This is a genomic window from Microbacterium sp., from assembly GCF_047606385.1.
Lineage (GTDB): Bacteria > Actinomycetota > Actinomycetes > Actinomycetales > Microbacteriaceae > Microbacterium.
The window spans coordinates 1-20,481 of sequence record NZ_JASGEL010000024.1 but is presented as its reverse complement, the minus strand read 5'-3'; the positions used below and the strand labels follow the sequence as shown (position 1 = coordinate 20,481).

General features: G+C 71.8%; 23 protein-coding genes and 1 pseudogene. 16 read left to right on the top strand and 8 right to left on the bottom strand.

Annotated features, from left to right (window positions below; genetic code table 11):
- Both QM626_RS02575 and QM626_RS02570 read left to right on the top strand, forming a co-directional pair.
- Window positions 1-361, top strand: a 361-nt coding sequence (locus tag QM626_RS02575) for an FCD domain-containing protein (protein WP_415073658.1), incomplete at its 5' end; no start/stop codon positions are given.
- A complete protein-coding gene (locus QM626_RS02570; protein WP_415073656.1) occupies window positions 358-1,155 on the top strand; it encodes an ABC transporter ATP-binding protein in 798 nt (265 codons plus the stop codon). The genes QM626_RS02575 and QM626_RS02570, both read left to right, overlap by 4 nt.
- Before the next feature lie 8 nt (window positions 1,156-1,163).
- On the opposite strand, the gene QM626_RS02565 is transcribed toward QM626_RS02570, so the two are convergent.
- Entirely contained in the window at window positions 1,164-1,463 is a 300-nt protein-coding gene (locus QM626_RS02565) for a hypothetical protein (protein ID WP_415073654.1), read from the bottom strand.
- A 33-nt stretch (window positions 1,464-1,496) separates the two neighbouring features.
- Here QM626_RS02565 and QM626_RS02560 point away from each other — a divergent pair, with 33 nt between their 5' ends.
- Window positions 1,497-2,522, top strand: coding sequence for an FUSC family protein (locus QM626_RS02560; protein WP_415073652.1), 1,026 nt, complete (start codon window positions 1,497-1,499; stop codon window positions 2,520-2,522).
- Window positions 2,523-2,555: 33 nt separating this feature from the next.
- On the opposite strand, the gene QM626_RS02555 is transcribed toward QM626_RS02560, so the two are convergent.
- Window positions 2,556-4,043, bottom strand: a complete 1,488-nt coding sequence (locus QM626_RS02555; protein WP_415073650.1) for an MDR family MFS transporter — start codon at window positions 4,041-4,043, stop codon at window positions 2,556-2,558.
- Between the two features lie 67 nt (window positions 4,044-4,110).
- Between QM626_RS02555 and QM626_RS02550 the strand changes: the two genes are divergently transcribed.
- The 5 genes from QM626_RS02550 to QM626_RS02530 are packed head-to-tail and all read left to right on the top strand — an operon-like array spanning window position 4,111 to window position 8,167.
- Window positions 4,111-4,698 carry a TetR family transcriptional regulator gene (locus tag QM626_RS02550; protein ID WP_415073648.1) on the top strand — a complete coding sequence of 196 codons (588 nt, stop codon included), beginning with the start codon at window positions 4,111-4,113 and terminating at the stop codon, window positions 4,696-4,698.
- Window positions 4,699-4,757: 59 nt separating this feature from the next.
- A complete protein-coding gene (locus QM626_RS02545; RefSeq protein ID WP_415073646.1) occupies window positions 4,758-5,645 on the top strand; it encodes a L,D-transpeptidase family protein in 888 nt (295 codons plus the stop codon).
- Between the two features lie 21 nt (window positions 5,646-5,666).
- Window positions 5,667-6,449: a glycosyltransferase family 2 protein gene (locus tag QM626_RS02540; RefSeq protein ID WP_415073644.1), complete on the top strand. Its 783-nt coding sequence runs from the start codon at window positions 5,667-5,669 to the stop codon at window positions 6,447-6,449.
- A gap of 57 nt (window positions 6,450-6,506) precedes the next feature.
- A complete protein-coding gene (locus QM626_RS02535) occupies window positions 6,507-7,076 on the top strand; it encodes a prepilin peptidase (protein ID WP_415073642.1) in 570 nt (189 codons plus the stop codon).
- Window positions 7,077-7,135: 59 nt separating this feature from the next.
- Window positions 7,136-8,167 (top strand): YihY/virulence factor BrkB family protein, encoded by a 1,032-nt coding sequence (locus QM626_RS02530; protein WP_415073640.1) that lies wholly within the window; start codon window positions 7,136-7,138, stop codon window positions 8,165-8,167.
- Window positions 8,168-8,230: 63 nt separating this feature from the next.
- Here QM626_RS02530 and QM626_RS02525 read toward each other — a convergent pair whose 3' ends face one another.
- Window positions 8,231-9,067, bottom strand: a complete 837-nt coding sequence (locus QM626_RS02525) for a DUF559 domain-containing protein (RefSeq protein WP_415073638.1) — start codon at window positions 9,065-9,067, stop codon at window positions 8,231-8,233.
- Between the two features lie 205 nt (window positions 9,068-9,272).
- Window positions 9,273-10,004, bottom strand: a complete 732-nt coding sequence (locus tag QM626_RS02520) for a glutamine amidotransferase (protein WP_415073636.1) — start codon at window positions 10,002-10,004, stop codon at window positions 9,273-9,275.
- 69 nt (window positions 10,005-10,073) lie between these two features.
- Here QM626_RS02520 and QM626_RS02515 point away from each other — a divergent pair, with 69 nt between their 5' ends.
- Both QM626_RS02515 and QM626_RS02510 read left to right on the top strand, forming a co-directional pair.
- Window positions 10,074-10,301, top strand: coding sequence for a response regulator (locus QM626_RS02515; protein WP_415073634.1), 228 nt, complete (start codon window positions 10,074-10,076; stop codon window positions 10,299-10,301).
- Complete coding sequence (locus QM626_RS02510) at window positions 10,298-10,915, top strand: CYTH domain-containing protein (protein WP_415073632.1); 618 nt, start codon at window positions 10,298-10,300, stop codon at window positions 10,913-10,915. The genes QM626_RS02515 and QM626_RS02510 overlap by 4 nt, the downstream gene beginning before the upstream one ends.
- A 52-nt stretch (window positions 10,916-10,967) precedes the next feature.
- Here QM626_RS02510 and lpdA read toward each other — a convergent pair whose 3' ends face one another.
- Window positions 10,968-12,365: a dihydrolipoyl dehydrogenase gene (lpdA, locus tag QM626_RS02505; protein WP_415073630.1), complete on the bottom strand. Its 1,398-nt coding sequence runs from the start codon at window positions 12,363-12,365 to the stop codon at window positions 10,968-10,970.
- 10 nt (window positions 12,366-12,375) lie between these two features.
- A complete protein-coding gene (locus QM626_RS02500; RefSeq protein WP_415073628.1) occupies window positions 12,376-12,996 on the bottom strand; it encodes a copper resistance CopC family protein in 621 nt (206 codons plus the stop codon).
- Window positions 12,997-13,099: 103 nt separating this feature from the next.
- Between QM626_RS02500 and QM626_RS02495 the strand changes: the two genes are divergently transcribed.
- Window positions 13,100-13,492: a hypothetical protein gene (locus QM626_RS02495; protein WP_415073626.1), complete on the top strand. Its 393-nt coding sequence runs from the start codon at window positions 13,100-13,102 to the stop codon at window positions 13,490-13,492.
- Between the two features lie 5 nt (window positions 13,493-13,497).
- Here QM626_RS02495 and QM626_RS02490 read toward each other — a convergent pair whose 3' ends face one another.
- Entirely contained in the window at window positions 13,498-13,845 is a 348-nt protein-coding gene (locus QM626_RS02490; protein ID WP_415073624.1) for a hypothetical protein, read from the bottom strand.
- 157 nt (window positions 13,846-14,002) lie between these two features.
- Between QM626_RS02490 and QM626_RS02485 the strand changes: the two genes are divergently transcribed.
- From QM626_RS02485 to QM626_RS02475, 3 genes are all read left to right on the top strand, one after another.
- The gene (locus QM626_RS02485; RefSeq protein ID WP_415073622.1) at window positions 14,003-14,482 is read left to right on the top strand and encodes an FHA domain-containing protein; all 480 of its coding nucleotides are present in this window, start codon (window positions 14,003-14,005) and stop codon (window positions 14,480-14,482) included.
- On the top strand, window positions 14,482-15,168 hold the full coding sequence (locus tag QM626_RS02480) for a MerR family transcriptional regulator (RefSeq protein WP_415073620.1): 687 nt from the start codon (window positions 14,482-14,484) through the stop codon (window positions 15,166-15,168). The genes QM626_RS02485 and QM626_RS02480 overlap by 1 nt, the downstream gene beginning before the upstream one ends.
- Window positions 15,169-15,265: 97 nt before the next feature.
- On the top strand, window positions 15,266-15,811 hold the full coding sequence (locus QM626_RS02475; protein ID WP_415073618.1) for a MerR family transcriptional regulator: 546 nt from the start codon (window positions 15,266-15,268) through the stop codon (window positions 15,809-15,811).
- Window positions 15,812-15,830: 19 nt separating this feature from the next.
- On the opposite strand, the gene QM626_RS02470 is transcribed toward QM626_RS02475, so the two are convergent.
- Window positions 15,831-16,646: a ParA family protein gene (locus tag QM626_RS02470; RefSeq protein WP_415073616.1), complete on the bottom strand. Its 816-nt coding sequence runs from the start codon at window positions 16,644-16,646 to the stop codon at window positions 15,831-15,833.
- 99 nt (window positions 16,647-16,745) lie between these two features.
- Here QM626_RS02470 and QM626_RS02465 point away from each other — a divergent pair, with 99 nt between their 5' ends.
- On the top strand, window positions 16,746-20,153 hold the full coding sequence (locus QM626_RS02465) for a pyruvate carboxylase (protein ID WP_415073614.1): 3,408 nt from the start codon (window positions 16,746-16,748) through the stop codon (window positions 20,151-20,153).
- Window positions 20,154-20,194: 41 nt separating this feature from the next.
- A pseudogene (locus QM626_RS02460) lies at window positions 20,195-20,481 on the top strand (hypothetical protein); the annotation flags it as partial.

Sequence of the window (20,481 nt, the reverse complement as noted above, 5' to 3'; positions counted from 1 at the left end):
GGCGGCCGCCCTCGCCGCCGCCCGCCGCACCCCGGCAGACCTGCGCGCGATCCGGCGCGCCCTGAGCGTGCGCGCCGCCACGCCGGCCCCGGTCGAGGATCACGTGGATGCCGACATCGCGGTGCACCGGGCGATCGTCACCGCCGCCCACAGCCCGCTGCTGCTCGACCTGTTCGACACGCTCACGCCGCGGGTCCGCCGCGCGATGGTGGAGATGCTCCGCATCCGCCGCCGGTTCGACCCCGCCGCCGACCACGACGCGCACGTGCGCCTGGCCGACGCCGTCGCCGCCGGCGAGCAGGCGGATGCGGCGGCACGCAGCCGCGCCCATCTCACCGAGCTGACGGAGGCGCTCGCATGACCGACACCGTGCTGCGCCTGCAGGACGTGCACTTCCGTCGCGACGGCCGCGACATCCTGCACGGGGTCGACCTGACCGTGCGGGCCGGTGAGCACTGGGCGCTGCTCGGACCGAACGGGGCCGGCAAGAGCACGATCCTCGGCTTCTGCGGCGCGCTGACCCATCCGAGCTCGGGCGTCGTCGAGGTGCTCGGACGGCGTGTGGGGCGGGTCGAGCTGCAGGCGCTGCGGCGCGAGATCGGACACGTGGACCCGCGTCATCCCGTGCGCTCGCCGCTGTCCGTGCACGAGGCCGTGCTCACCGGTGTCACCGGCACCGTCGACCTGCCGATGCGGTGGACGCCGACGCCCGACGAGGCCGCGCAGGCCGATGAGCTGGTGCGCATCGTGGGAATGGGCGGTCGGCGAGACGCCGTCTGGCAGACGCTCTCGCAGGGGGAGCGCGGACGCGCCCTGATCGCACGCGCCCTGGTGGCCCGGCCCCGGCTGCTGCTGCTCGACGAGCCGACGACCGGGCTCGACGTCGCCGCCCGCGAGCAGCTGCTCGAGACCGTCGACGAGCTCGCCCATGCCGACCCCGGGCTCGCGTCGGTGCTGGTCACGCACCATCTCGAGGAGCTGCCCGAGACCACGACCCATGCCGCGCTCGTCGCGCACGGCGGCCTGCTCGCGGCCGGGCGCATCGACGAGGTGCTCACCACGGAGGCCGTCACGACAGCGTTCGAGCACCCCATCCAGGTCGCACGGCACGGCCGGCGCTGGAGCGCGCGAGCCCTGCGGGCCCGTGCGGCCTGAGCCGCGTGTCAGCCCGCCAGCCGGCTCCAGTCGACCTCGAGCTCCGCGGGCTCGGCCGGCGGGATCGCGGCCGGCAGTCGCGTGCCCACGACCGGCCAGTCCCTGGCCGGCAGCACGACGGTGGTGCGCACGGTGACCGGGGCGACGCCGGGAGCCCACGCCCGCAGCTCGACCGACGCCTCCTGATAGCGTCCGCGCGGCGCCGGGGCGGAGATCGCGGTGATCTCCACCGTGCCGCGCACCGCCGCCGCCATCGGGTCGTGCAGCAGCTTCTCGAGCTGCTCGGCCGCCTCGTCCGCCCAGTGCATGCTGCCCAGGATATCCGCGCCTACGATCGACACGTGGGCGAATCGCGCGGCCGGGTCTGGACCGGGGTCGTGCGCGTCTCCCCCTACCGCGGCGAGCATCGCGTCGCCATCCGCGCGGCGGTGTGCATCGCCGTGCCGCTGCTCGTGCTGTGGGCGATCGGCCGGCTCGATCTGAGCGTCTTCGCGACGTTCGGGGCGTTCACGTCGCTGTACGGACGGTTCGATCGTTACCCCGACCGGCTGCGCATGCAGCTGTGGGCCGCCGGGATGCTGACGGCCGCCATGCTGGTCGGCACCGCCGTCGCGGTGCTCGACGCGCCGGACGTCGTGCGCGTCGCCGTCGTCGCGGTCGTCGCCGCAGCCGTCACGCTCCTCGCGGAGGCGAACCGCTGGCATCCGCCGGGCGGCCTGTTCGCCGTGTTCGCGGCCGGTGCGACGGCGACACTGCCGGTGGGCCCGGCGGCGTTCGCCGAGGTCCTCGTCGTCGGGGGCGCCGCCGCGGCGTTCAGCCTGCTCGTCACCGTCGCGATCGCGTTGGCGCGCGGCGGCATGCGCGGCGACGGATCGCGCCGGACGCGCCCGCGCATCGACAGGCAGGCGTGGCAGCTCGCGCTCACGGTCGGCGTGGGTGTGCTGCTGGCCGGCCTCGCGGGCCTGCTGCTGATCGGCACGCACTGGTACTGGGCGATGGTCGCCGCCGTCGCCGCGCTGGGCGGCCCGCACGTGACCGCGCGCATCATCCGCGGGCTGCAGCGCCTGGCGGGCACCGCGATGGGTGTGATCATCGCGGCCGGATTGCTGGCGCTGCAGCTGCCGCCGCTGGTCATCATCCTCATCGCCGTGATCTGCCAGGCCGGCGCCGAGCTGTTCATCGCTCGCAACTACGGCATCGCGATGCTCTTCGTCACCCCGCTCGCGCTGCTGATGGTCGAGCTCGCCGTGCCCGCGGACCCCGCCGAACTGCTCGGCGATCGTCTGCTGGACACGCTCATCGGCGTCGCTGTCGGCACTCTCGTCGCCGTCGGCTCAGCGACCCTGCGCCGGCGCGCCGCCGCCTGACAGGCGCGCGGCCCGCCCACCGGCGACCAGCGTTCAGCGCTGCGGCTGTTCGGGCCGCGTCCGGCGAACGAACATCGCGGCGACGACGGCCAGCAGCGCCAGGATGCCGCCCACCACGAACGCGTGCTGAGTGCCCACGACCTCGGCGATGTCTGCGGCCGCGCCCCCACCGGCTGCGGCTGCGGCGCCGATGGTCAGCGCGGCGACGAGAACTGCGGTGCCGGCGGCACCGGCGAGCTGCTGCAGCGTGCTGAGGATCGCGCTGCCGTGCGGGTAGAGCTCGGGAGCGAGCGAGGTGAGCGAGTGCGTCAGCATCGGCGTGATCACCAGACCCAGGCCGGCGCTGAACACGATGAACATCGCGCAGACGGCCCACAGCGGGGTCGACGCAGCGACGAATGCCAGCATCCATTGCGCCGCCGCGATCAGGATCATGCCCGGCAGGACGAGGGGGAGCGGGCCCACACGGTCGTACAGCCGGCCCACGAACGGCGCGAGCGCCGCTTGCACGACCCCGCCCGGCAGGACCAGGAGGCCGGTCACCAGGGCGCTGACGCCCAGGCCGTTCTGCAGATAGAGCGGCAGCACGGTGACCGTGCCGAGCATCGTCGCCATCGCGACCATGGCCAGCAGCAGACTGAGGCGGAACTCGCGGGACGCGAACGGCCGCAGGTCCAGCAGCGCGCCCTCTTGGCGGCGCTGCAGACGCACCTGACGACGCGCGAACAGCGCGAGCGCAGCGAGCCCCACGATGAACGCGACGGTCGGGGCCCATGCCGAAGAGTCCAGGATCTGCTCCAGCGAAGACAAGCCGTAGACGACGCCGCCGAAGCCGATTGCGGCCAGGACGACCGAGAACACGTCGAAGGGGGGACGAAGCGTCTCGCCTCCGGCGCGGATCACGAGTCCGCCGGCGACCAGCGCGAGGATGGCGAACGGGAGCGCGAGGCCGAAGATCCAGCGCCAGCCCAGCGCGTCGATGATGATGCCTGAGGCCGTCGGGCCGATCGCCGGCGCGACCGCGATGACGACTGAGTTCACTCCCATGAACATGCCGCGCTTCGCGGGGGCGACGGATGTGAGGGTCGTCGTCATCAGCAGCGGCAGGATGATCGCGGTGCCTCCTGCCTGGAACACGCGCGCAATGAGCATGACCGCGAACGACGGCGCGAGGGTGGCCACCACGGTGCCGACGATGAAGAGCACGAGGGCCGCCGCGAACAGCGTGCGGGTCGTGAACCGTCGCATCAGGAATCCGGTGGTGGGGATGACGATCGCCATCATCAGCAGGAAGCCCGTCGTCAGCCACTGCGCGGTCTGCGCGGGCATGTCGAACTCCGCCATGAGCGCCGGCAACGCGACCGACAGCACCGTCTCGTTCAGGATCATGAGGAACGCCGAAGCGGCCAGGGTGAGGATGATCGCGGTGACCCGACGACCGGTCGGCTGTTCCTGTCCTCGTGCTCTCGCGGCACGCGCCGCGGTCCCGATGCGTATGGAGTCTGTGTCCTGTGCTGTCATCTCGTCCTCTTCCTGTGTCCAGGCCTCATTATGGCACAATGTGCCACTTTGGCATAACATGACAGTTATGACCGATCTGCTAGCGCGTCGCCGGCTCGAGACGACGGAGACGATCCATCGCGCCGCCCTCGACCTGTTCGAACGGCAGGGGGTGCGCGGCACCACCGTTCCGCAGATCGCGGAGCAGGCGGGTGTGTCACCCCGCACGTTCTTCCGGTACTTCCGGGCGAAGGAGGACGCCGCGATACCCGGCCAGCACCGCCTGTTCGAGGCGGTGGACGCGCTCGATCTCACCGGGCTCGTCCCGGCACAGATCCTGACGGCCATCGCCGGTGCGACGGAGGAGGTGATCCTCGGCGAACTCGACCCGAGCCTGGTCGGGCACCGCCGCATCGCGCAGCTCATGGCGCGCGAGCCCGAGCTGCAGTGGCACGCGGCCGCACGCGATCGCGAGTTCGTCGAGCACATCGCCGCGCGCGTGAGCGCGGCCGCGCCGCAGGTCGACGCGCTGACGGTGGCGCTGCTCGCCGAGCTCGCCGCCACCCTGTGGCGCGTCACCTGGGAGCGGTGGGGTGCTCGCACCGAGGATGCCGGCTCCCTCACCCCCGCCGAGGTCTTCGCGCGGCTGCGCGCCGCTCTGCCCGAGCTCGTCTGAGCGTCATCGACGCGCCGGCCCGCGTTGCACCGGCCGCGGGCAGCGACGACCATGGACTCATGCCTCTCTCCCGTCGCGGCACCGTCGCGCTCGCCGTCGCGGCCGGCGTGGCGGTGGCCGCCGCCGTCGTCGTGACGATCGGCGTGGGCCTGGGCGCCCCGCAGACGGCAACGTCGACCGAGACCGCGGCGGTCACGCCGACCCCCACTCCCACGCCCACCCCGACGGCCACCGGGCCCGCGGCGGACACCGCCGTCTACGACCTCAGCGGGCTCCCCACCGCCGACGTCTTCGCCGTGAACCCGGCGCTTCCCGTGGACGACGACCCCGCCGGAGGCTCGACCGGATACGTCGCGACGCCGGCATCCGACGCCATCCCGGTGTTCGCCGCGCCCGGCACCGCCCCCGTCGCCGCGCTGCCGAGCGCGCTCACGTACGGCGGCACGACCCTGCCGGTGATCGAGAAGGACGACAACTGGGTCCGCGTGCTCATCAGCGGACGGCAGGCGACCCCGTCCGAGGGGGACCCGGCGCAACTCACGGCGTGGCTGCGCGCCGCAGACGTGACCCTGAGCCAGGACGACACCCGCGTCGAGGTGAGCCTCTCGGCGCGCACGATCACGATCGTGAGCCCCACCGGCAGCGAGCTGGTCACGAGCGACTTCGGATGGGGCGCGGCGGCGACGCCGACGCCCGTCGGCCGCACGTTCATCATGTACAACGCGGTCACCTCGTTCTCGTACACGCGGGGGCACCCGATCGTCTACCTCGGCATCCAGTCGCCGGTACTGGACGGCTTCGACGGCCAGAGCGTGGCGGTCACGGCGTTCCACTACTACGACGACCACGACGGGCCGATCTCGAACGGCTGCATCCGCCTCGGCGCCGATGCGATCGACCGACTCGCCCAGCTGCCGCTGGGCACGTTGGTGACGATCACCGCCTGATCCCGCGACTAGGGTGAGGCTGTGCCGAGCCCGTTGCGCATCGTCGTCGTCATCCCCTGCCGTGACGACGCGCCCATGCTCGAGGCGTGCCTGACCGCCCTCGCCGCGCAGATCCGGCCCGCCGACGCCGTGATCGTCGTCGACAACGGCAGCAGCGACGACTCCGCCGCCGTCGCTCGTCGGCACGGCGCCGAGGTGCTCACCGAGCCGAAGGTGGGCGTGGGACCGGCGGTCGCCGCCGGATACGATCGGGCGATCCAGGATGCCGGCCTCGTCGCCCGGCTGGATGCCGACTCCCGTCCGCATCCCGACTGGCTCGCTCGCATCGAGGCCGCCTTCGCCGGGGACGAGAGGCTGGACGTGCTCACCGGCGGCGCCGAGTTCTACGACCTCGCCCGGTTCTGGGCGTACCTGGGCGAGCACTGGTACATCGGCGGCGGCTTCGTGTGGATCCGGATCTGGCTGGGCGTGCCGCTCGTGTTCGGCTCGAACTTCGCCATGCGGTCGGCGGTATGGGAGCGCGCCCGCACCCGCGTCAAGCGCGAGCGAGGCGACATCCACGACGACCTCGATCTGACGATCCACCTCGACCCCGCCGACTGCGTGCGCCTCGACCGCACGCTGCGGATGCCGGTCTCCGGACGTCCCTTCGCCACTCTCGGCGGCCTGTCGAGACGGGTCTGGAAGGTCGCGCGCACCTTCGCGGCCAGCTGGCCCGACGGGGCGCCGCGCCGCGCCGCGCGCCCGCGCGAGGCCGGATGGGACGCCGACGGCGAAGCCGAGCTCCGCACCCGGGACGCCTGACGACGGCCTGTGGACGGGCTCGCCGGTGGCAGGAGCGGGCCCAGTAGTGTCACCAGGATGATGCCCGCACCGGTGGTCGCCGTGATGCTGGCCTCGGCCGAGAGCGGCGCATCGAGCCCGGGCGCGGTGGTGACGGTGCTCGTCGCCTATCTGTACCTCGCAGCGATCAGCGTCGTCCTGGCCGTCGTCGACGCGGATGTGCGCCGGCTGCCGAACGCGATCGTGCTGCCCGCCTACCCGGTGCTGCTCGTGCTGCTCACCCTCGCGTGCCTGTTCGGCGCGGAGTGGGCCGCTCTGCTGCGGGCGGTGGTCGGCGGGGCCGTGCTGTACCTCTGCTTCGCCCTGTTACGGCTCGCGGGGCCCGGCGGCATGGGCGGCGGCGATGTGAAGCTCGCGGGCGTGCTGGGCATCGCGCTGGGATGGATCGGCGGGGGAGCGCTGGTCGTGGGCGTGTTCGCGGCGTTCCTGGGCGGCGGTCTGTTCAGCGTCCTGCTGCTCATGACCCGACGCGCCGGGCGGCGCACCGCGATCCCGTTCGGGCCGTGGCTGCTGCTGGGCGCCTGGGTCGGCATCCTCTGGGGCGAGCGGGTCGCGAGCTGGTATGCCCCGCTGGTGATCGTGGGCTGAGACCGGGGCCGAGGTCAAGCCCGTCTCCTCCCGTCTTCACGGCAGGGCAGAATCGCCCCATGGAATTCGTTCACCGTCTCATCGCCTGGGCGCTGCGACGCCGTCTGGTACGGGCGTTCCTGCTGTACAGCGAGCATCGCGGCCCGGCCCTCGCCGACGGCATCACCTACCGGGCGCTGTTCAGCGTGTTCGCCGGGGTGCTGCTGGGATTCTCGTTCGCCGCGCTGTGGCTGGCCGGGAACGAGGATGCGTGGAACGCCCTCATCGACGCGCTGGACAGCGCGGTGCCGGGCCTGAGCGACCTCATCGACTTCTCGAAGATCGAGCCGACGAGCTTCACGGTCGCGGGCGTCATCTCGATCCTGGGTCTGTTGGGAGCGGCGATCGGTGCGATCGGCTCGCTGCGGGCCGCGATCCGCAGCATCGCCGACGAGGTGCACGACGACGGCTTCTTCCTCTGGGTGCTGTTGCGCAATCTGCTGCTCGCGCTCGTCGTGGGCGGCCTGCTGGTCGCCTCGGCGGTCGCCACGTTCGTGGGGGCGGCATCCATCACGACCCTCACGGGCTGGCTCGGCCTGTCCTCCGACTCGCCCGTCGCGCAGATCTCGACGCGCGTCGTCGGCGTGCTCATCGTCCTCGTGCTCGACACGCTCGCGGTGCTCATCTCCTTCGTGCTGCTGTCGGGGGTGAAGGCTCCGCGACGTGCGTTGTGGGCCGGCGCCGCACTGGGCGGGATCGGCCTGACCGTGCTGCAGGAGCTGTCCGGGCTGTTCGTCGGGGGAGCGTCGTCGAACCCGTTGCTGGCCACCTTCGCGTCGTTGATCGCCCTGCTGCTGTGGTTCAACCTGTCGGCGCAGGTGCTGCTGATCGCGTCGGCCTACATCGTCACCGGCGCCGCCGAGGCCCAGGACCGGGTCAGCGCCCGCTACGGCGCAGCCACCTTCGCCCAGCGGCGCGTGCAGCAGGCCGAACGACGCGTCCAGGCGGCGAGCGACGAGCTGCATGCCGCCCGCGAAGCCGAGGCGGCCGAGCGCGAGAAGGCCGCCGCCGCGGCATCCGCTCGACAGGAGAAATCCGCTGCGCAGGACTGATCCGCGCCGAATCGTCCTGTCCAGCAGATTTCTCCTGTGCAGCGGAGGTGGCGGCAGGGCGCGTCAGAGATGCAGCCCCTGCGCGATCGCCGCGGACACGAGCGCGACGACCTCCTCGGGCTGGAAGAGGACCTGCACGTAGTCGAACCGGAACACGGTGTACCCGCGCAGGCGCAGCCGCGCATCCGCTCGGATGTCGCGACGGCGGTCGGCGGCCTGATGATGGGCGAATCCGTCGAGTTGCACGAGCAGGTGACGTCCGATCCGGCCGTCGATGGCGTGTCCGTCGATCACCACCTGCTGTTCGACCGCCACGTCGATCGAACGCATGAGATGCACGAACCGCGTCTCCACGCCCGAGTCGGACAGGCAGGACGCCGTCGCCGCCAGCACCCGCGCGGGCTCGATGCGCCAGAGGACTCGTGCCAGCACCTCGGCCGAGATGTGCCGCTGACGGATCGCCGATTCCCAGACGGCGGCGGCGTCGGCCAGCGATGCGCACCGGGCGACGTGGCTGAGCACGTTGATGAGCGGGTCCTCGAGCGCGTGCCGTCCGACCGGAGCGGGTCCGCGCGACCAATGGAGCCGCAGATCGTCGTCGCCCACGCGCGACGCCGTCGGCGCGACGGCGAGGTGCAGCAGATCATGATCCGGGGTCCACAGCCCGATCCGCGCGGCGCCGCTCAGGCACGTCACTCGCCCGCCGACCTCTGCGGCGCGGCGTAGCACTGGGTCGCACTGCGCGGAGACCAGCCAGTTCTTGCGCACCCGGAGAAGCAGGCCGGCGGCGATCGCGGCGCGCACGCCGTGCACGGTGAAACCGGCGGCGCGCAGGTCGGCGGTGTGCGCCGCGCCGCCCCGTCTGTGCACCCAGGTCAACAGTTCCTCGACCGATCGCATCCCTTCAGCGTCCGACGCCACGGCGACGCCCACTACCGTTCCTGCCGTGCCGGTGGACAAGTCGGTGGGGGCATAGGGCTGGGGAGGAGCGGGCGCCAGCGGATCGGCATCCGCAGATCAGGAGAAATCGGCTGAGCAGGAGCATTGGGCGCCGACTCGTCCTGTTCAGCTGATTTCTCCGGCGCAGCGGATGCAGCCGGCCGCGTCAGCGCGCGAAGCGCTCCGCGAAGGCGCGCAGCATCCGCGAGGCCGCCGTCACCGGCGTGCGCCGCACCGCCGCGAGCGTCAGATCGAGCTCGTCGGCGGCGAAGTAGCCGAAGTCCGCGTAGGCGTGGATGCGGGTGGTGATGCCGGCGACGTCGAGCTCGGGGTGGAACTGCGTGGCGTACACGTTGCGCCCGCACCGGAACGCCTGCACCGGGCAGTCCGGCGAGGAGGCGAGCAGGGTCAGGTGCGGCGGCAGGGCCCGCACGGCCTCCTTGTGGCCGACGAAGGCATCGAAGGTGTCCGGGATGCCGGCGAAGACCGGGTCGGCACGTCCCGCGTCGGTGAGCGTCACCGGAACGATCGAGATCGGCTCGGGGTAGGTGCGGTCGATGACCGCCCCCTGATGAGCACCCACCGTGCCCACGCCGTAGCAGGCGCCGAGGAACGGGAAGTCGGCCGGCACCACACGATCCAGCAGCGCCTGGAACTCGGCCTCGACGCGGCGCTGCACCGGCGACTTGCGCTCGGCGGGATCCGAGGCGTTGAACGGGCCGCCGCCCACGAGGATGCCGGACAGCTCGTCGAGGTCGAGCTCCGGCATCGGCTCCGCCTCCAGCCGCACGCGCCGCAGCTCGTGCTCGGCCAGGCCGGTGTAGCGCAGGAACAGCTCGTACTCCTCGTCGGCCGGGCCGTCCTCGGCGCGGGTCGCGAGGAGGACGAACGGCTTCACGCCACCGATCCTAGGCGGCACGGCGCGCGCGCCGACGCGTGTGTCGGTGTCGGTGGCTAGGGTGGGGCCATGGCTATCGCACGACTTTCCGGAGGCCCGCTCGACGGGCAGGTGATCCCGCTCGACGCCGAGGCGGGCGACACCTACATCGCCGCCTACGGCGAAGGGCAGCTGGTCTACCGGCGCGCGGGCGCTGACACCCGCACCGGCGCGGACGACGGGCCCACCGAGACCCGGTTCGTGTACGTCGAGGCCACCGAGGACATCAACCCGGACCCCGACGGCCGCGACGAGTGAGCGGCGACGAGCCGACCCGGTCGCTCGAGGTCGAGCGCAGCTACGACGTCGGCGACGACGCGGTCGTCCCCGACTGGTCGCTGCTGCCCGGGGTCGCCGCTGTCGGCGGGGCCGAGGTGCGCGAGCTCGACGCACGATACCTCGACACCGCCGACCTCACGCTCGGGCGGGCGGGGATCGCGCTCCGGCGCCGCACCGGCGGACCCGACGAAGGCTGGCATGTGAAGATCGCCGCGGCCGAGGGGCGCCACGAATACCACTGGCCGCTCGGCGACGAGGCGCTTCCCGCCGGCATCGCCGAGGCGTTGGCCCCCTGGGCGGAGCCGCCGTTCACGCCGCTCGCGCGCATCCGCAACCGGCGCGTCGCGTACGCGCTGACGGACGCCGCCGGCCACGTCGTCGCCGAGATGGTCGACGACCACGTCACCGCCACCGACGAGCGCACCGGTCGCGCGCAGCGATGGCGTGAATGGGAGGTCGAGCTCGGACCGGCCGCCCCGGCAGACGCTGCGGCGCGCGAGGCGTTCTTCGCCGCGGTCGAGGCGCTCGTCGCGGACGCCGGGGGACGACCCGCCGCGTCCGACTCCAAGCTCGCCCGCACGCTCGGCCGCTGAACGACCGATGGCGCCGCCCGCAAGGGCGACGCCATCGTGGACCGTGGGCGGGTCAGAAGTTGATCATGTGTCCGACCAGGCCGTGGAACGCCTCCTGCAGCGCCTCCGACAGCGTCGGATGCGTGTGCACGTTGCGGGCCAGCTCCAGTGCGGTGAGGTCCCACTTCTGCGCGAGGGTCAGCTCCGGGAGGAGCTCGGAGACGTCGGGGCCGATCAGGTGGCCGCCGATGAGCTCGAGGTGCTCGGCGTCCGCGATGAGCTTGACGAACCCGACCGGCTCGCCCAGGCCGTGCGCCTTGCCGTTGGCCATGAACGGGAACGTCGCGACCTTGATCTCGCGGCCGGTCTCGCGGGCCTGCGCCTCGGTGAGACCGAACGAGGCGACCTGCGGCGAGCAGAAGGTGGCGCGCGGCATGAAGCGGTAGTCGCCCAGCGTCTGCGTCTCGGCGCCGCCGATCGTCTCGGCCGCGACGACCGCCTGAGCCTCGGCGACGTGGGCCAGCTGCAGCTTCGCGGTCACATCGCCGATCGCGTACACGCCGTCGACGTTGGTGCGCATGTGGTCGTCGATCTCGATGGCGCCGCGCTCGGTGAGCTTCACGCCGGTGTTCTCCAGGCCGTAGCCGTCGACATTGGGGGCGAAGCCGACCGACATGAGCACCTTGTCGGCGGCGACCTCGGCCTGTGCGCCGTCCTTGCCGGTGTAGGTCACCGTGACGGAGGAGCCGTTGTCGACGACGGTCTCGACCTTCGTGGAGGTCAGGATCTCGATGCCGTAGTTCTTGTACTGCTTCGTGATCTCCTTCGACACGTCGGCGTCCTCGTTGGGAAGGGCGCGGTCGAGGAACTCGATGATCGTGACCTTCACGCCGTAGTTCGACATGACGTACGCGAACTCCATGCCGATGGCGCCGGCGCCGACGATCACGATCGAGGAGGGCAGGTCGCGGGCGAGGATCTGCTCCTCGTAGGTCACGACGTTGTCGCTCAGGGTCACCCCGGGCAGGAGGCGCACGGTCGAGCCGGTGGCGATGATGACGTTGTCGAAGGTGACACGTTCGGTCGAGCCGTCGCTCTTCGCGACGTCGAGGGTCTTCGCGTCGACGAACGTGCCGCGGCCCTCGTACTCCGTGACCTTGTTCTTCTTCATCAGGTAGTGGATGCCCTTGACCCGGCCGTCCGCGACCTCGCGCGAGCGGTCCCACGCGACGCCGTAGTCGAAGCTGACCTCGCCCGTGATGCCGAACAGCTTCGCCTTGTGCGCGAAGGTGTGCGCGAGCTCGGCATTCTTCAGCAGCGCCTTGGAAGGGATGCAGCCGACGTTGAGGCACACGCCGCCCCAGTACTTCTCTTCGATGATGGCGACCGAAAGGCCGAGCTGGGCACTGCGGACCGCTGCGACATAGCCGCCGGGACCCGCGCCGAGGATGACGACGTCGTAATGAGGCATGCTCGCAAGCCTATCGCTCGCCGTCGCGCCGCGAGCCGCGCTGCTCGGCGTCTCGGCGGCGCTGTCCGGCGCGAGCGCCCATCAGCACGATCACGACGATGACGACGACCAGCAGCGCCCCGCCGATCACCCACGGGAGCGCGGACACGTCGTCGTCGTCGGCAGGGGAGGTGGTCGCGGTGGGAGTGGCGGAGACGGTCTCGGTGGTGGGGGTCGGCGTCGACGTCGTGGCCTCGGCGACGGTGAAGCTGAACCCCCCGGAGACCGGGTGCCCGTCGTCGGAGACGACACGCCAGAGGACGGAGATGACGCCGGTCGCCCCGGGGGTCAGCTCCTGGGTGATGACGTTGTCGTCCTGCGTCGCGGCGCCGTCGTTCAGCACCGTGCCGGCGGCGTCCGTCACCTCCACCACCGTGCCGCCCGACTCGTCGAGCGGCGGCTCGCCGAACGTGAGCGAGATCTGCGCGGGCAGCACGGCGACGGTCGAGCCGTCGGCGGGATCGGTCGAGATCAGCTCGTCGTGCGCGGACGCCGACTGGGCGCCCGCGGCGACGATGCCGCATGCGAAGAGGAGGGCGGCGAGCACCCCGAGGATCCGGACGGTCACTCTGCGAGCCGGGTATGCGATCACGATGTCGAGCCTAATGAGCCCTTTCCGTGCGGATGCGGGGCGCATAGCCTGGCCGTAGGCGGGCGCTCCTGCCCGTCGCTGTCACACGAGAGCAGGGTGGGTAATGGACGCGATGATGATGGACGCGATGTCCGACGAGATGATGACCATGCCGGGAGCGCCGGCGATGGACATGGCGATGATGCAGGCCTGCATGGACGCATGCGCCGCCTGTGAGCAGGCGTGCACGGTCTGCGCGATGCAGGGGATGTCGTGCGCGCCGGCATGCATGAACTGCGCCGACATGTGCCACACCATGATGCGCGGCATGCTGCGGATGAGCGGCATGACGCCGCCGGTCATGATGGCGATGCTCGACGCCTGCATGGCCATGTGTCAGATGTGCATGGACATGTGCATGGAGCACTCCGACGACGCCGTCTGCATGATGTGCGCGCAGTCGTGTCAGGCGTGCATGGACGCCTGCATGGCGATGAAGGACGCGATGGCCGCCTGAGAGCCTCAGCCCACTTCGCGCACGTTGAAGCGCCGTCGCCCGACGGCGAGCACCCGGTAACGGTCGTGCACGGCGACCGGCTCGCCGACCTGGACGACGTTCGTCGCGCCCGACGCGTTGGCGAACGTCGTCTGCGCGCCGGTCGAGGCCCATCTGAGCGTCACCGCGTCGTCGTCGATCGCGACGACGAAGGCGTCACGCCATTCGGCGGGGGTGGCCGCGGCGAGCCTGGCCTGCACGAGATGCAGTGCGTGTCCCGGGTCGTAGGAGGTGCAGCGTCCGCCCGCGTGGCACATGCACTCCGCAGCCGATCGCACCTCGATGTGGTGTGCGGGGCGGGCGGGGTGGGACACGATCTTCTCCGATGGTCGAATGCGGACATCATGAACGCTACGCAGCCGCACCGCGATGCGCACGGCGGACGACATACGGAGCAACATTCACCGCCGTCGCCCGGCTGTGGGGCGGCAGGGCTTTCGGTTAGGCTGGACGCGGGGAAGGAGGGCCACCGTGGAAGAGAACCGCGATCACGCAAGAGACGACATCCATCGCACGCCCGGCGCGGCGCCGCACGACACGACGCAGACGTTCGGGCATGACTCGGATCTCTCCTTCGTGCCCTTCGGCAGCGAGCTGACCGACGCCGAGATGGAGGCGATCGAGGCGCTGCCCTCGCGGTCGGCGCTGCTGATCGTCCGGTCCGGGCCCGCGGCCGGCGCCCGCTACCTGCTCGACACGGATGTGACGACGGTGGGCCGGCACCCCGACGCCGACATCTTCTTCGACGACGTGACCGTGTCCCGTCGCCACGCCGAGGTCACCCGCGTGGGCGCCGCGTTCGAGATCGTCGACCAGCGCTCGCTCAACGGCACATACGTCAACGGGGAGCGCGTCGACCGCTCGGTGCTGGTCAACGGCGCCGAGGTCCGCATCGGCAAGTTCCGTCTCACCTTCTTCGTCTCGCCCGCCGACCTGCCGGCGGATGAGTGATGGTGGCGGCGACCGCCCGCGGCGCCGCGCCGCATGGACTGCTCAGCATCGGGCAGGTGCTGGCGCTCCTCGCGCCGGAGTTCCCGGCGCTGACCTCGAGCAAGCTGCGCTTCCTCGAGGTGCAGGGCATCGTCGCGCCGCGCCGCACCCAGTCCGGGTATCGCAAGTTCGCGCCCGCCGACGTCGAGCGGCTGCGCCTCGCGCTCACGCTGCAGCGCGACCACTATCTGCCGCTGCAGGTGATCCGCGAGTACCTGGACGACATCGCCGCCGGCAAGTCGCCCGCCTCGCCCACCGGGGTGCCGCGATCGATCGTGCCGCCGGCGCGCCGGTTCCGTCGTGACGATCTGCTGCGCGAGGCCGCGGCCCCGTCCCAGCTGCTCAACGATGCCATCGGGCTCGGGCTGATCCCCGGCGGCGACAGCTATGACGATCGCGCGCTGACGATGCTGCGCTCGCTCGTCGCGCTCGACCGCCACGGGATCGAGCCGCGTCACCTGCGGGCGCTGCGCCAGAGCGCGGAACGCGACGTGGCGCTGGTCGAGTCGGCGTTGGCGCCCCTGCGCCGCCGTTCGGACGCGACCGCACGCGGGCGTGCCTCCGAGGTCGCCGGCGAGCTGTCGCGACGGCTCGGCGAGGTGCGGGAGTCGCTGGTGAGGCAGGCGCTCGAGCGGCTCGAGGGCTGAGACGCGACACGCCGGGCGCGCGACGCGGATGTCGTTGCTCCGTCCCGGTGCCTCCTCTAGCGTGGAGGAAGACGACGTGGGAAAGGAGGGCACCCGGATGAACGCAGGCGAACCCGTCGGTGAAGCCGGGCTGGCATCCGACCTCCTGTTCACGGACGGGCTTCCCCAGCTCGACGACGAGGTCGGCTATCGCGGGGCGCACGCCGCCCGAGCGGCCGGCATCACCTACCGCCAGCTCGACTACTGGGCCCGCACCGAGCTGGTCGAGCCGACCGTGCGCGGTGCGAGCGGATCCGGATCGCAGCGGCTGTACGGGTTCCGCGACATCCTGGTGCTCAAGCTCGTCAAGCGACTGCTGGACACCGGCATCTCGCTGCAGCAGATCCGTGTCGCGGTCGAGCAGCTGCGAGCCGCCGGCATCCGGGACCTCGCCGGGACCACGCTGATGAGCGACGGCGCCTCGGTGTACCTGTGCACCTCGAACGACGAGGTCATCGACCTGGTCAGCCGCGGTCAGGGAGTGTTCGGCATCGCGGTGGGCAAGGTGCTGCGAGAGGTGGAGTCGACGCTCGTCGAGTTCGATCCGCAGGCCCCCGACGCCGCCGACGAGCTCGCCGCGCGTCGGGCCCGTCGCACCGCCTGACGCGGCACGCCGCGTCCGCTCAGGCGGCGGAGGTGCTGTCCTCGGGGGCGGGGATGCGGCCGGTGCGGATGATCCGATCCAGCAGCGCGTCGAAGTCGGCGGCGAGCTCCTGCGCCGAGTCGCCCGGCCAGATGTGCAGCGGCTTCGCGGCGCCCTGCGCCTGCTGCAGCGACGTGCGCTCCGGCAGCTGCGGCGACAGCACGAGCGGGCCGAACATGTCGCGCAGCTCCTTGATGCGGAACTGGTGCTCGATCGACTGCGGGCGCACCCGGTTCACGACGATGCCGAGCGGCTGGAGCCGGGGGGAGAGACCGCGGCGGATCTCCTCGATGGCGCGCAGGGCGCGGTCGGCGGCGGCGACCGAGAACAGCCCCGGCTCGGTGACGACGATGACCCGGTCGGATGCCGCCCAGGCGGTGCGCGTGAGCGCGTTCAGCGAGGGCGCGCAGTCGACCAGCACCAGGTCGTAGTCGGCCTCGACGGTGGCGAGCGCCTCCTCGAGCTTCCACACGTCGCGCACGCTCGGATGCGGGCCGTCGAAGTTGATGGCCGAGGGGCTGCCGATCAGCACGTCGATGGTCCCCGGATGCACCTTGGTCCACCCGCTGGAGGTGATGGCCTGACGGACCACCTTCTCCTTCGGATTGGCCAGCACGTCGGCGATGTTCAGCCGGCCGGCGACCTGGATGTCCATGCCCGTGGACACGTCGGACTGCGGGTCGAGGTCGACGACCAGTGTCCGCACCCCACGGGCGAACGCCGCGGAGGCGAGACCCAGGGTCACGGTGGTCTTGCCGACGCCACCCTTGAGCGAGCTGACGGAAAGGACATGCACGGTCGTCTACGTTACCGTCCCCTAGGCTGAGAGCACACTCAGTCCGCGCAACGACGATGTGCGCGGCACCGCCGGCAGTTCGACGGATGCGAGGTCCTGATGTTCCGAAAGATCCTGGTCGCCAACCGTGGCGAGATCGCGATCCGCGCCTTCCGGGCCGCGTACGAGGTGGGGGCGCGCACGGTCGCCGTCTACCCGTGGGAGGATCGCGGGTCGCTGCATCGGCAGAAGGCCGACGAGTCGTATCAGATCGGCGAGACCGGGCATCCGGTGCGCGCCTACCTCGACGTCGACGAGATCGTCCGCGTCGCCCTCGAAGCCGGCGCGGACGCGATCTACCCGGGCTACGGCTTCCTGTCGGAGAACCCGGAGCTGGCGGAGAAGGCCGCCGCCAACGGCATCACCTTCATCGGGCCGCCGGCATCCGTCCTGGAGATGGCCGGCAACAAGGTGACCGCCAAGGAGCACGCGATCGCCGCGGGCGTGCCGGTGCTGCGCTCGACCGAGGCCAGCGACGACGTCGACGCCCTGGTGGCGCAGGCCGACGAGATCGGCTTCCCGGTGTTCGCCAAGGCCGTCGCCGGTGGTGGCGGACGCGGGATGCGGCGCGTCGAGACCAAGGAGGAGCTCGCCCCGGCGCTGGCCGAGGCGATGCGCGAGGCGCAGAGCGCGTTCGGCGATCCGCGCATGTTCCTGGAGCAGGCCGTGCAGCGGCCGCGTCACATCGAGGTGCAGGTGCTCGCGGACGCCACCGGGGAGACCGTGCACCTGTTCGAGCGCGACTGCTCGGTGCAGCGACGCCATCAGAAGGTCATCGAGATCGCGCCCGCCCAGAACCTCGACGACGGGCTGCGCACCGCGCTGCACGGCTATGCGGTCGCGTTCGCCCGCTCCATCGGCTACGTCAACGCCGGCACCGTCGAGTTCCTGCTCGAGACCGCCGGCCCGCGCGCCGGCGACGTCGTGTTCATCGAGATGAACCCGCGCATCCAGGTCGAGCACACCGTGACCGAGGAGGTGACGGACGTCGACCTGGTGCAGTCGCAGATGCGGATCGCGGCGGGGGAGACCCTCGCCGAGCTCGGGCTCGAGCAGCAGGACATCCGGCTGCGCGGCGCCGCGCTGCAGTGCCGCATCACCACCGAGGACCCGGCCCAGGGCTTCCGGCCCGACACCGGCCGCATCACCACCTACCGCTCGCCCGGCGGCGCCGGCATCCGGCTCGACGGCGGCACCACCGCGGCGGGGTCGCAGATCAGCCCCCACTTCGACTCGATGCTGGCCAAGCTCACCTGCCGCGGGCGCGACTTCCCGGCGGCCGTCGCGCGCGCCAAGCGCGCGCTCGCCGAGTTCCGCATCCGGGGCGTGGCCACCAACATCCCGTTCCTGCGCGCCGTGCTGGACGACCCGGCGTTCGTCGCCGGCGACATCAGCACCTCCTTCATCGACGAGCGTCCGCAGCTGCTGACCAGCAACCCGTCCCGCGACCGCGCCACGAAGCTGCTGAACTGGCTCGCCGACGTCACCGTCAACCGTCCCCACGGGGAGAAGCCGGTGGCCGTGTCGCCGGGCAGCAAGCTGCCTGCGATCGACCTGCAGGCGCCCCCGCCGCCGGGCAACCTGCAGCGGCTGCGCGAGCTCGGACCGGCGGGGTTCGCTGCGGCGCTGCGGGCGCAGACCGCGCTCGCGGTCACCGAGACCACCTACCGCGACGCGCACCAGTCGCTGCTCGCGACCCGCGTGCGCACGCGCGACCTGGTGCGGGTGGCGCCGCACGTCGCCCGCATGACGCCGCAGCTGCTGTCGGTCGAGGCCTGGGGCGGGGCGACCTACGACGTCGCGCTCCGGTTCCTCGCCGAGGATCCGTGGGAGCGCCTCGAGGCGTTGCGCGACGCGCTGCCGAACATCCCCATCCAGATGCTGCTGCGCGGTCGGAACACCGTCGGCTACACCCCGCGCCCGGTGGAGGTGACGAACGCGTTCGTGCGCGAGTCGGCCGCGACCGGCGTCGACGTCTTCCGCATCTTCGACGCCCTCAACGACGTCGACCAGATGCGGCCGGCGATCGACGCCGTGCTCGAGACCGGCACCGCCGTCGCCGAGGTCGCCGTGTGCTACACCGGCGATCTGCTCGACCCCGCCGAGAGGCTCTACACCCTCGACTACTACCTGCGTCTGGCCGACGAGATCGCCTCCTCCGGTGCGCACGTCCTCGCCATCAAGGACATGGCGGGCCTGCTGCGCCCCGCCGCCGCGGCCAGGCTCGTCACGGCGCTGCGGGAGCGGTTCGATCAGCCCGTGCACCTGCACACCCACGACACCGCGGGTGGACAGCTGGCGACCCTGCTGGCGGCCAGCGCGGCGGGTGTGGACGCGGTGGATGCCGCCGCGGCGCCGCTGTCGGGCACGACCAGTCAGCCGTCGCTGTCGGCGCTGGTGGCCGCCCTGGCCCACACCGATCGCGACACCGGTCTGGACCTGCAGGCGGTCTGCGACCTCGAGCCGTACTGGGAGGGAGTGCGTCACCTGTACCGGCCGTTCGAGTCGGGTCTGCCGGCGCCGACCGGGCGCGTGTACCACCACGAGATCCCGGGGGGACAGCTCTCCAACCTGCGGCAGCAGGCGATCGCGCTCGGCATGGCCGACGACTTCGAGCGCATCGAGGACATGTATGCGGCAGCCGATCGCATCCTCGGCCGCATCCCGAAGGTGACCCCGTCGTCGAAGGTCGTCGGCGACCTCGCGCTCGCACTCGTCGCGGCGAACGCGGACCCGGCCGACTTCGAGCAGAACCCGCAGAACTACGACATCCCCGACTCCGTGGTCGGGTTCATGGCGGGTGAGCTCGGCGACCTGCCGGGCGGCTGGCCGGAGCCCTTCCGTGAGAAGGTGCTCGCCGGCAAGCGGGTCTCGGTCGGCATCCAGCCGATCACCGCCGAGGAGGCCGCGGCGCTCGAGGGCGAGCGCGACGTGCGCCGCCGCACGCTGAACCGCCTGCTGTTCCCCGCCCCCGCGAAGGAGTTCGAGCGCACCCGCGAGACCTACGGCGACCTCTCGAAGCTCGGCACGCCCGACTACCTCTACGGTCTCACGCCCGGCGAGGAGCACATCGCCGAGATCGATCCCGGCGTGCAGCTGTACGTGGGCCTCGAGGCCATCGGCGAGGCCGACGAGAAGGGCATGCGCACCGTCATGACCACGCTCAACGGGCAGCTGCGGCCGGTGTTCGTGCGTGATCGCAGCATCGCCGTCGAGACGCGTTCGGCGGAGAAGGCCGACACCAGCCGGCCCGGTCAGGTCGCCGCCCCCTTCTCCGGCGTGGTGACGGTCAAGGTCGCCCTCGGCGACACGGTCGCGGCGGGCGCCCCGGTCGCGGCGATCGAGGCGATGAAGATGGAGGCGGCCATCACCGCGCCGGTCGACGGGATCGTGGAGCGGCTCGTGGTCACGGGCACCGCGCAGGTCGAGGCGGGCGACCTTTTGGTCGTCATCCGGCCGGCCGGATAGCCTGGTGCGGGCGTGCGGAGCGCCCGTAGGGAGTTCACAGCATGTCCGAACGCACCGATCCGTACCAGGATCCCGATGACGAGACGACCACGGTCAGCATCGCCGATGCCGGCGTCGGCATCCTGGGCCCGGCGACCGCGCAGGTCGCGGTGACCCTTCCGGTCGAGCACGTCGAGGACGACCTGGTGGACGACGACGGCCCGGCCGAAGACGTCGTGGACGCCGAGATCGTCGCCGAACCCGCACCCGCCGCCGCGCGCGCCGTGACACGTGAGCCGGCGCCGGTGCCCGAGCCGGCGCCCACGGCACCCCCCGCCCCGGCCGCCGG

Coding starts and splice junctions, on each gene's coding strand:
- QM626_RS02570 (WP_415073656.1), top strand. CDS start 358: ATGACCGACACCGTGCTGCGCCTGCAGGACGTGCACTTCCGTCGCGAC.
- QM626_RS02565 (WP_415073654.1), bottom strand. CDS start 1,463: ATGCACTGGGCGGACGAGGCGGCCGAGCAGCTCGAGAAGCTGCTGCAC.
- QM626_RS02555 (WP_415073650.1), bottom strand. CDS start 4,043: ATGACAGCACAGGACACAGACTCCATACGCATCGGGACCGCGGCGCGT.
- QM626_RS02550 (WP_415073648.1), top strand. CDS start 4,111: ATGACCGATCTGCTAGCGCGTCGCCGGCTCGAGACGACGGAGACGATC.
- QM626_RS02545 (WP_415073646.1), top strand. CDS start 4,758: ATGCCTCTCTCCCGTCGCGGCACCGTCGCGCTCGCCGTCGCGGCCGGC.
- QM626_RS02535 (WP_415073642.1), top strand. CDS start 6,507: ATGATGCCCGCACCGGTGGTCGCCGTGATGCTGGCCTCGGCCGAGAGC.
- QM626_RS02530 (WP_415073640.1), top strand. CDS start 7,136: ATGGAATTCGTTCACCGTCTCATCGCCTGGGCGCTGCGACGCCGTCTG.
- QM626_RS02525 (WP_415073638.1), bottom strand. CDS start 9,067: ATGCGATCGGTCGAGGAACTGTTGACCTGGGTGCACAGACGGGGCGGC.
- QM626_RS02515 (WP_415073634.1), top strand. CDS start 10,074: ATGGCTATCGCACGACTTTCCGGAGGCCCGCTCGACGGGCAGGTGATC.
- lpdA (WP_415073630.1), bottom strand. CDS start 12,365: ATGCCTCATTACGACGTCGTCATCCTCGGCGCGGGTCCCGGCGGCTAT.
- QM626_RS02495 (WP_415073626.1), top strand. CDS start 13,100: ATGGACGCGATGATGATGGACGCGATGTCCGACGAGATGATGACCATG.
- QM626_RS02480 (WP_415073620.1), top strand. CDS start 14,482: ATGGTGGCGGCGACCGCCCGCGGCGCCGCGCCGCATGGACTGCTCAGC.
- QM626_RS02475 (WP_415073618.1), top strand. CDS start 15,266: ATGAACGCAGGCGAACCCGTCGGTGAAGCCGGGCTGGCATCCGACCTC.
- QM626_RS02465 (WP_415073614.1), top strand. CDS start 16,746: ATGTTCCGAAAGATCCTGGTCGCCAACCGTGGCGAGATCGCGATCCGC.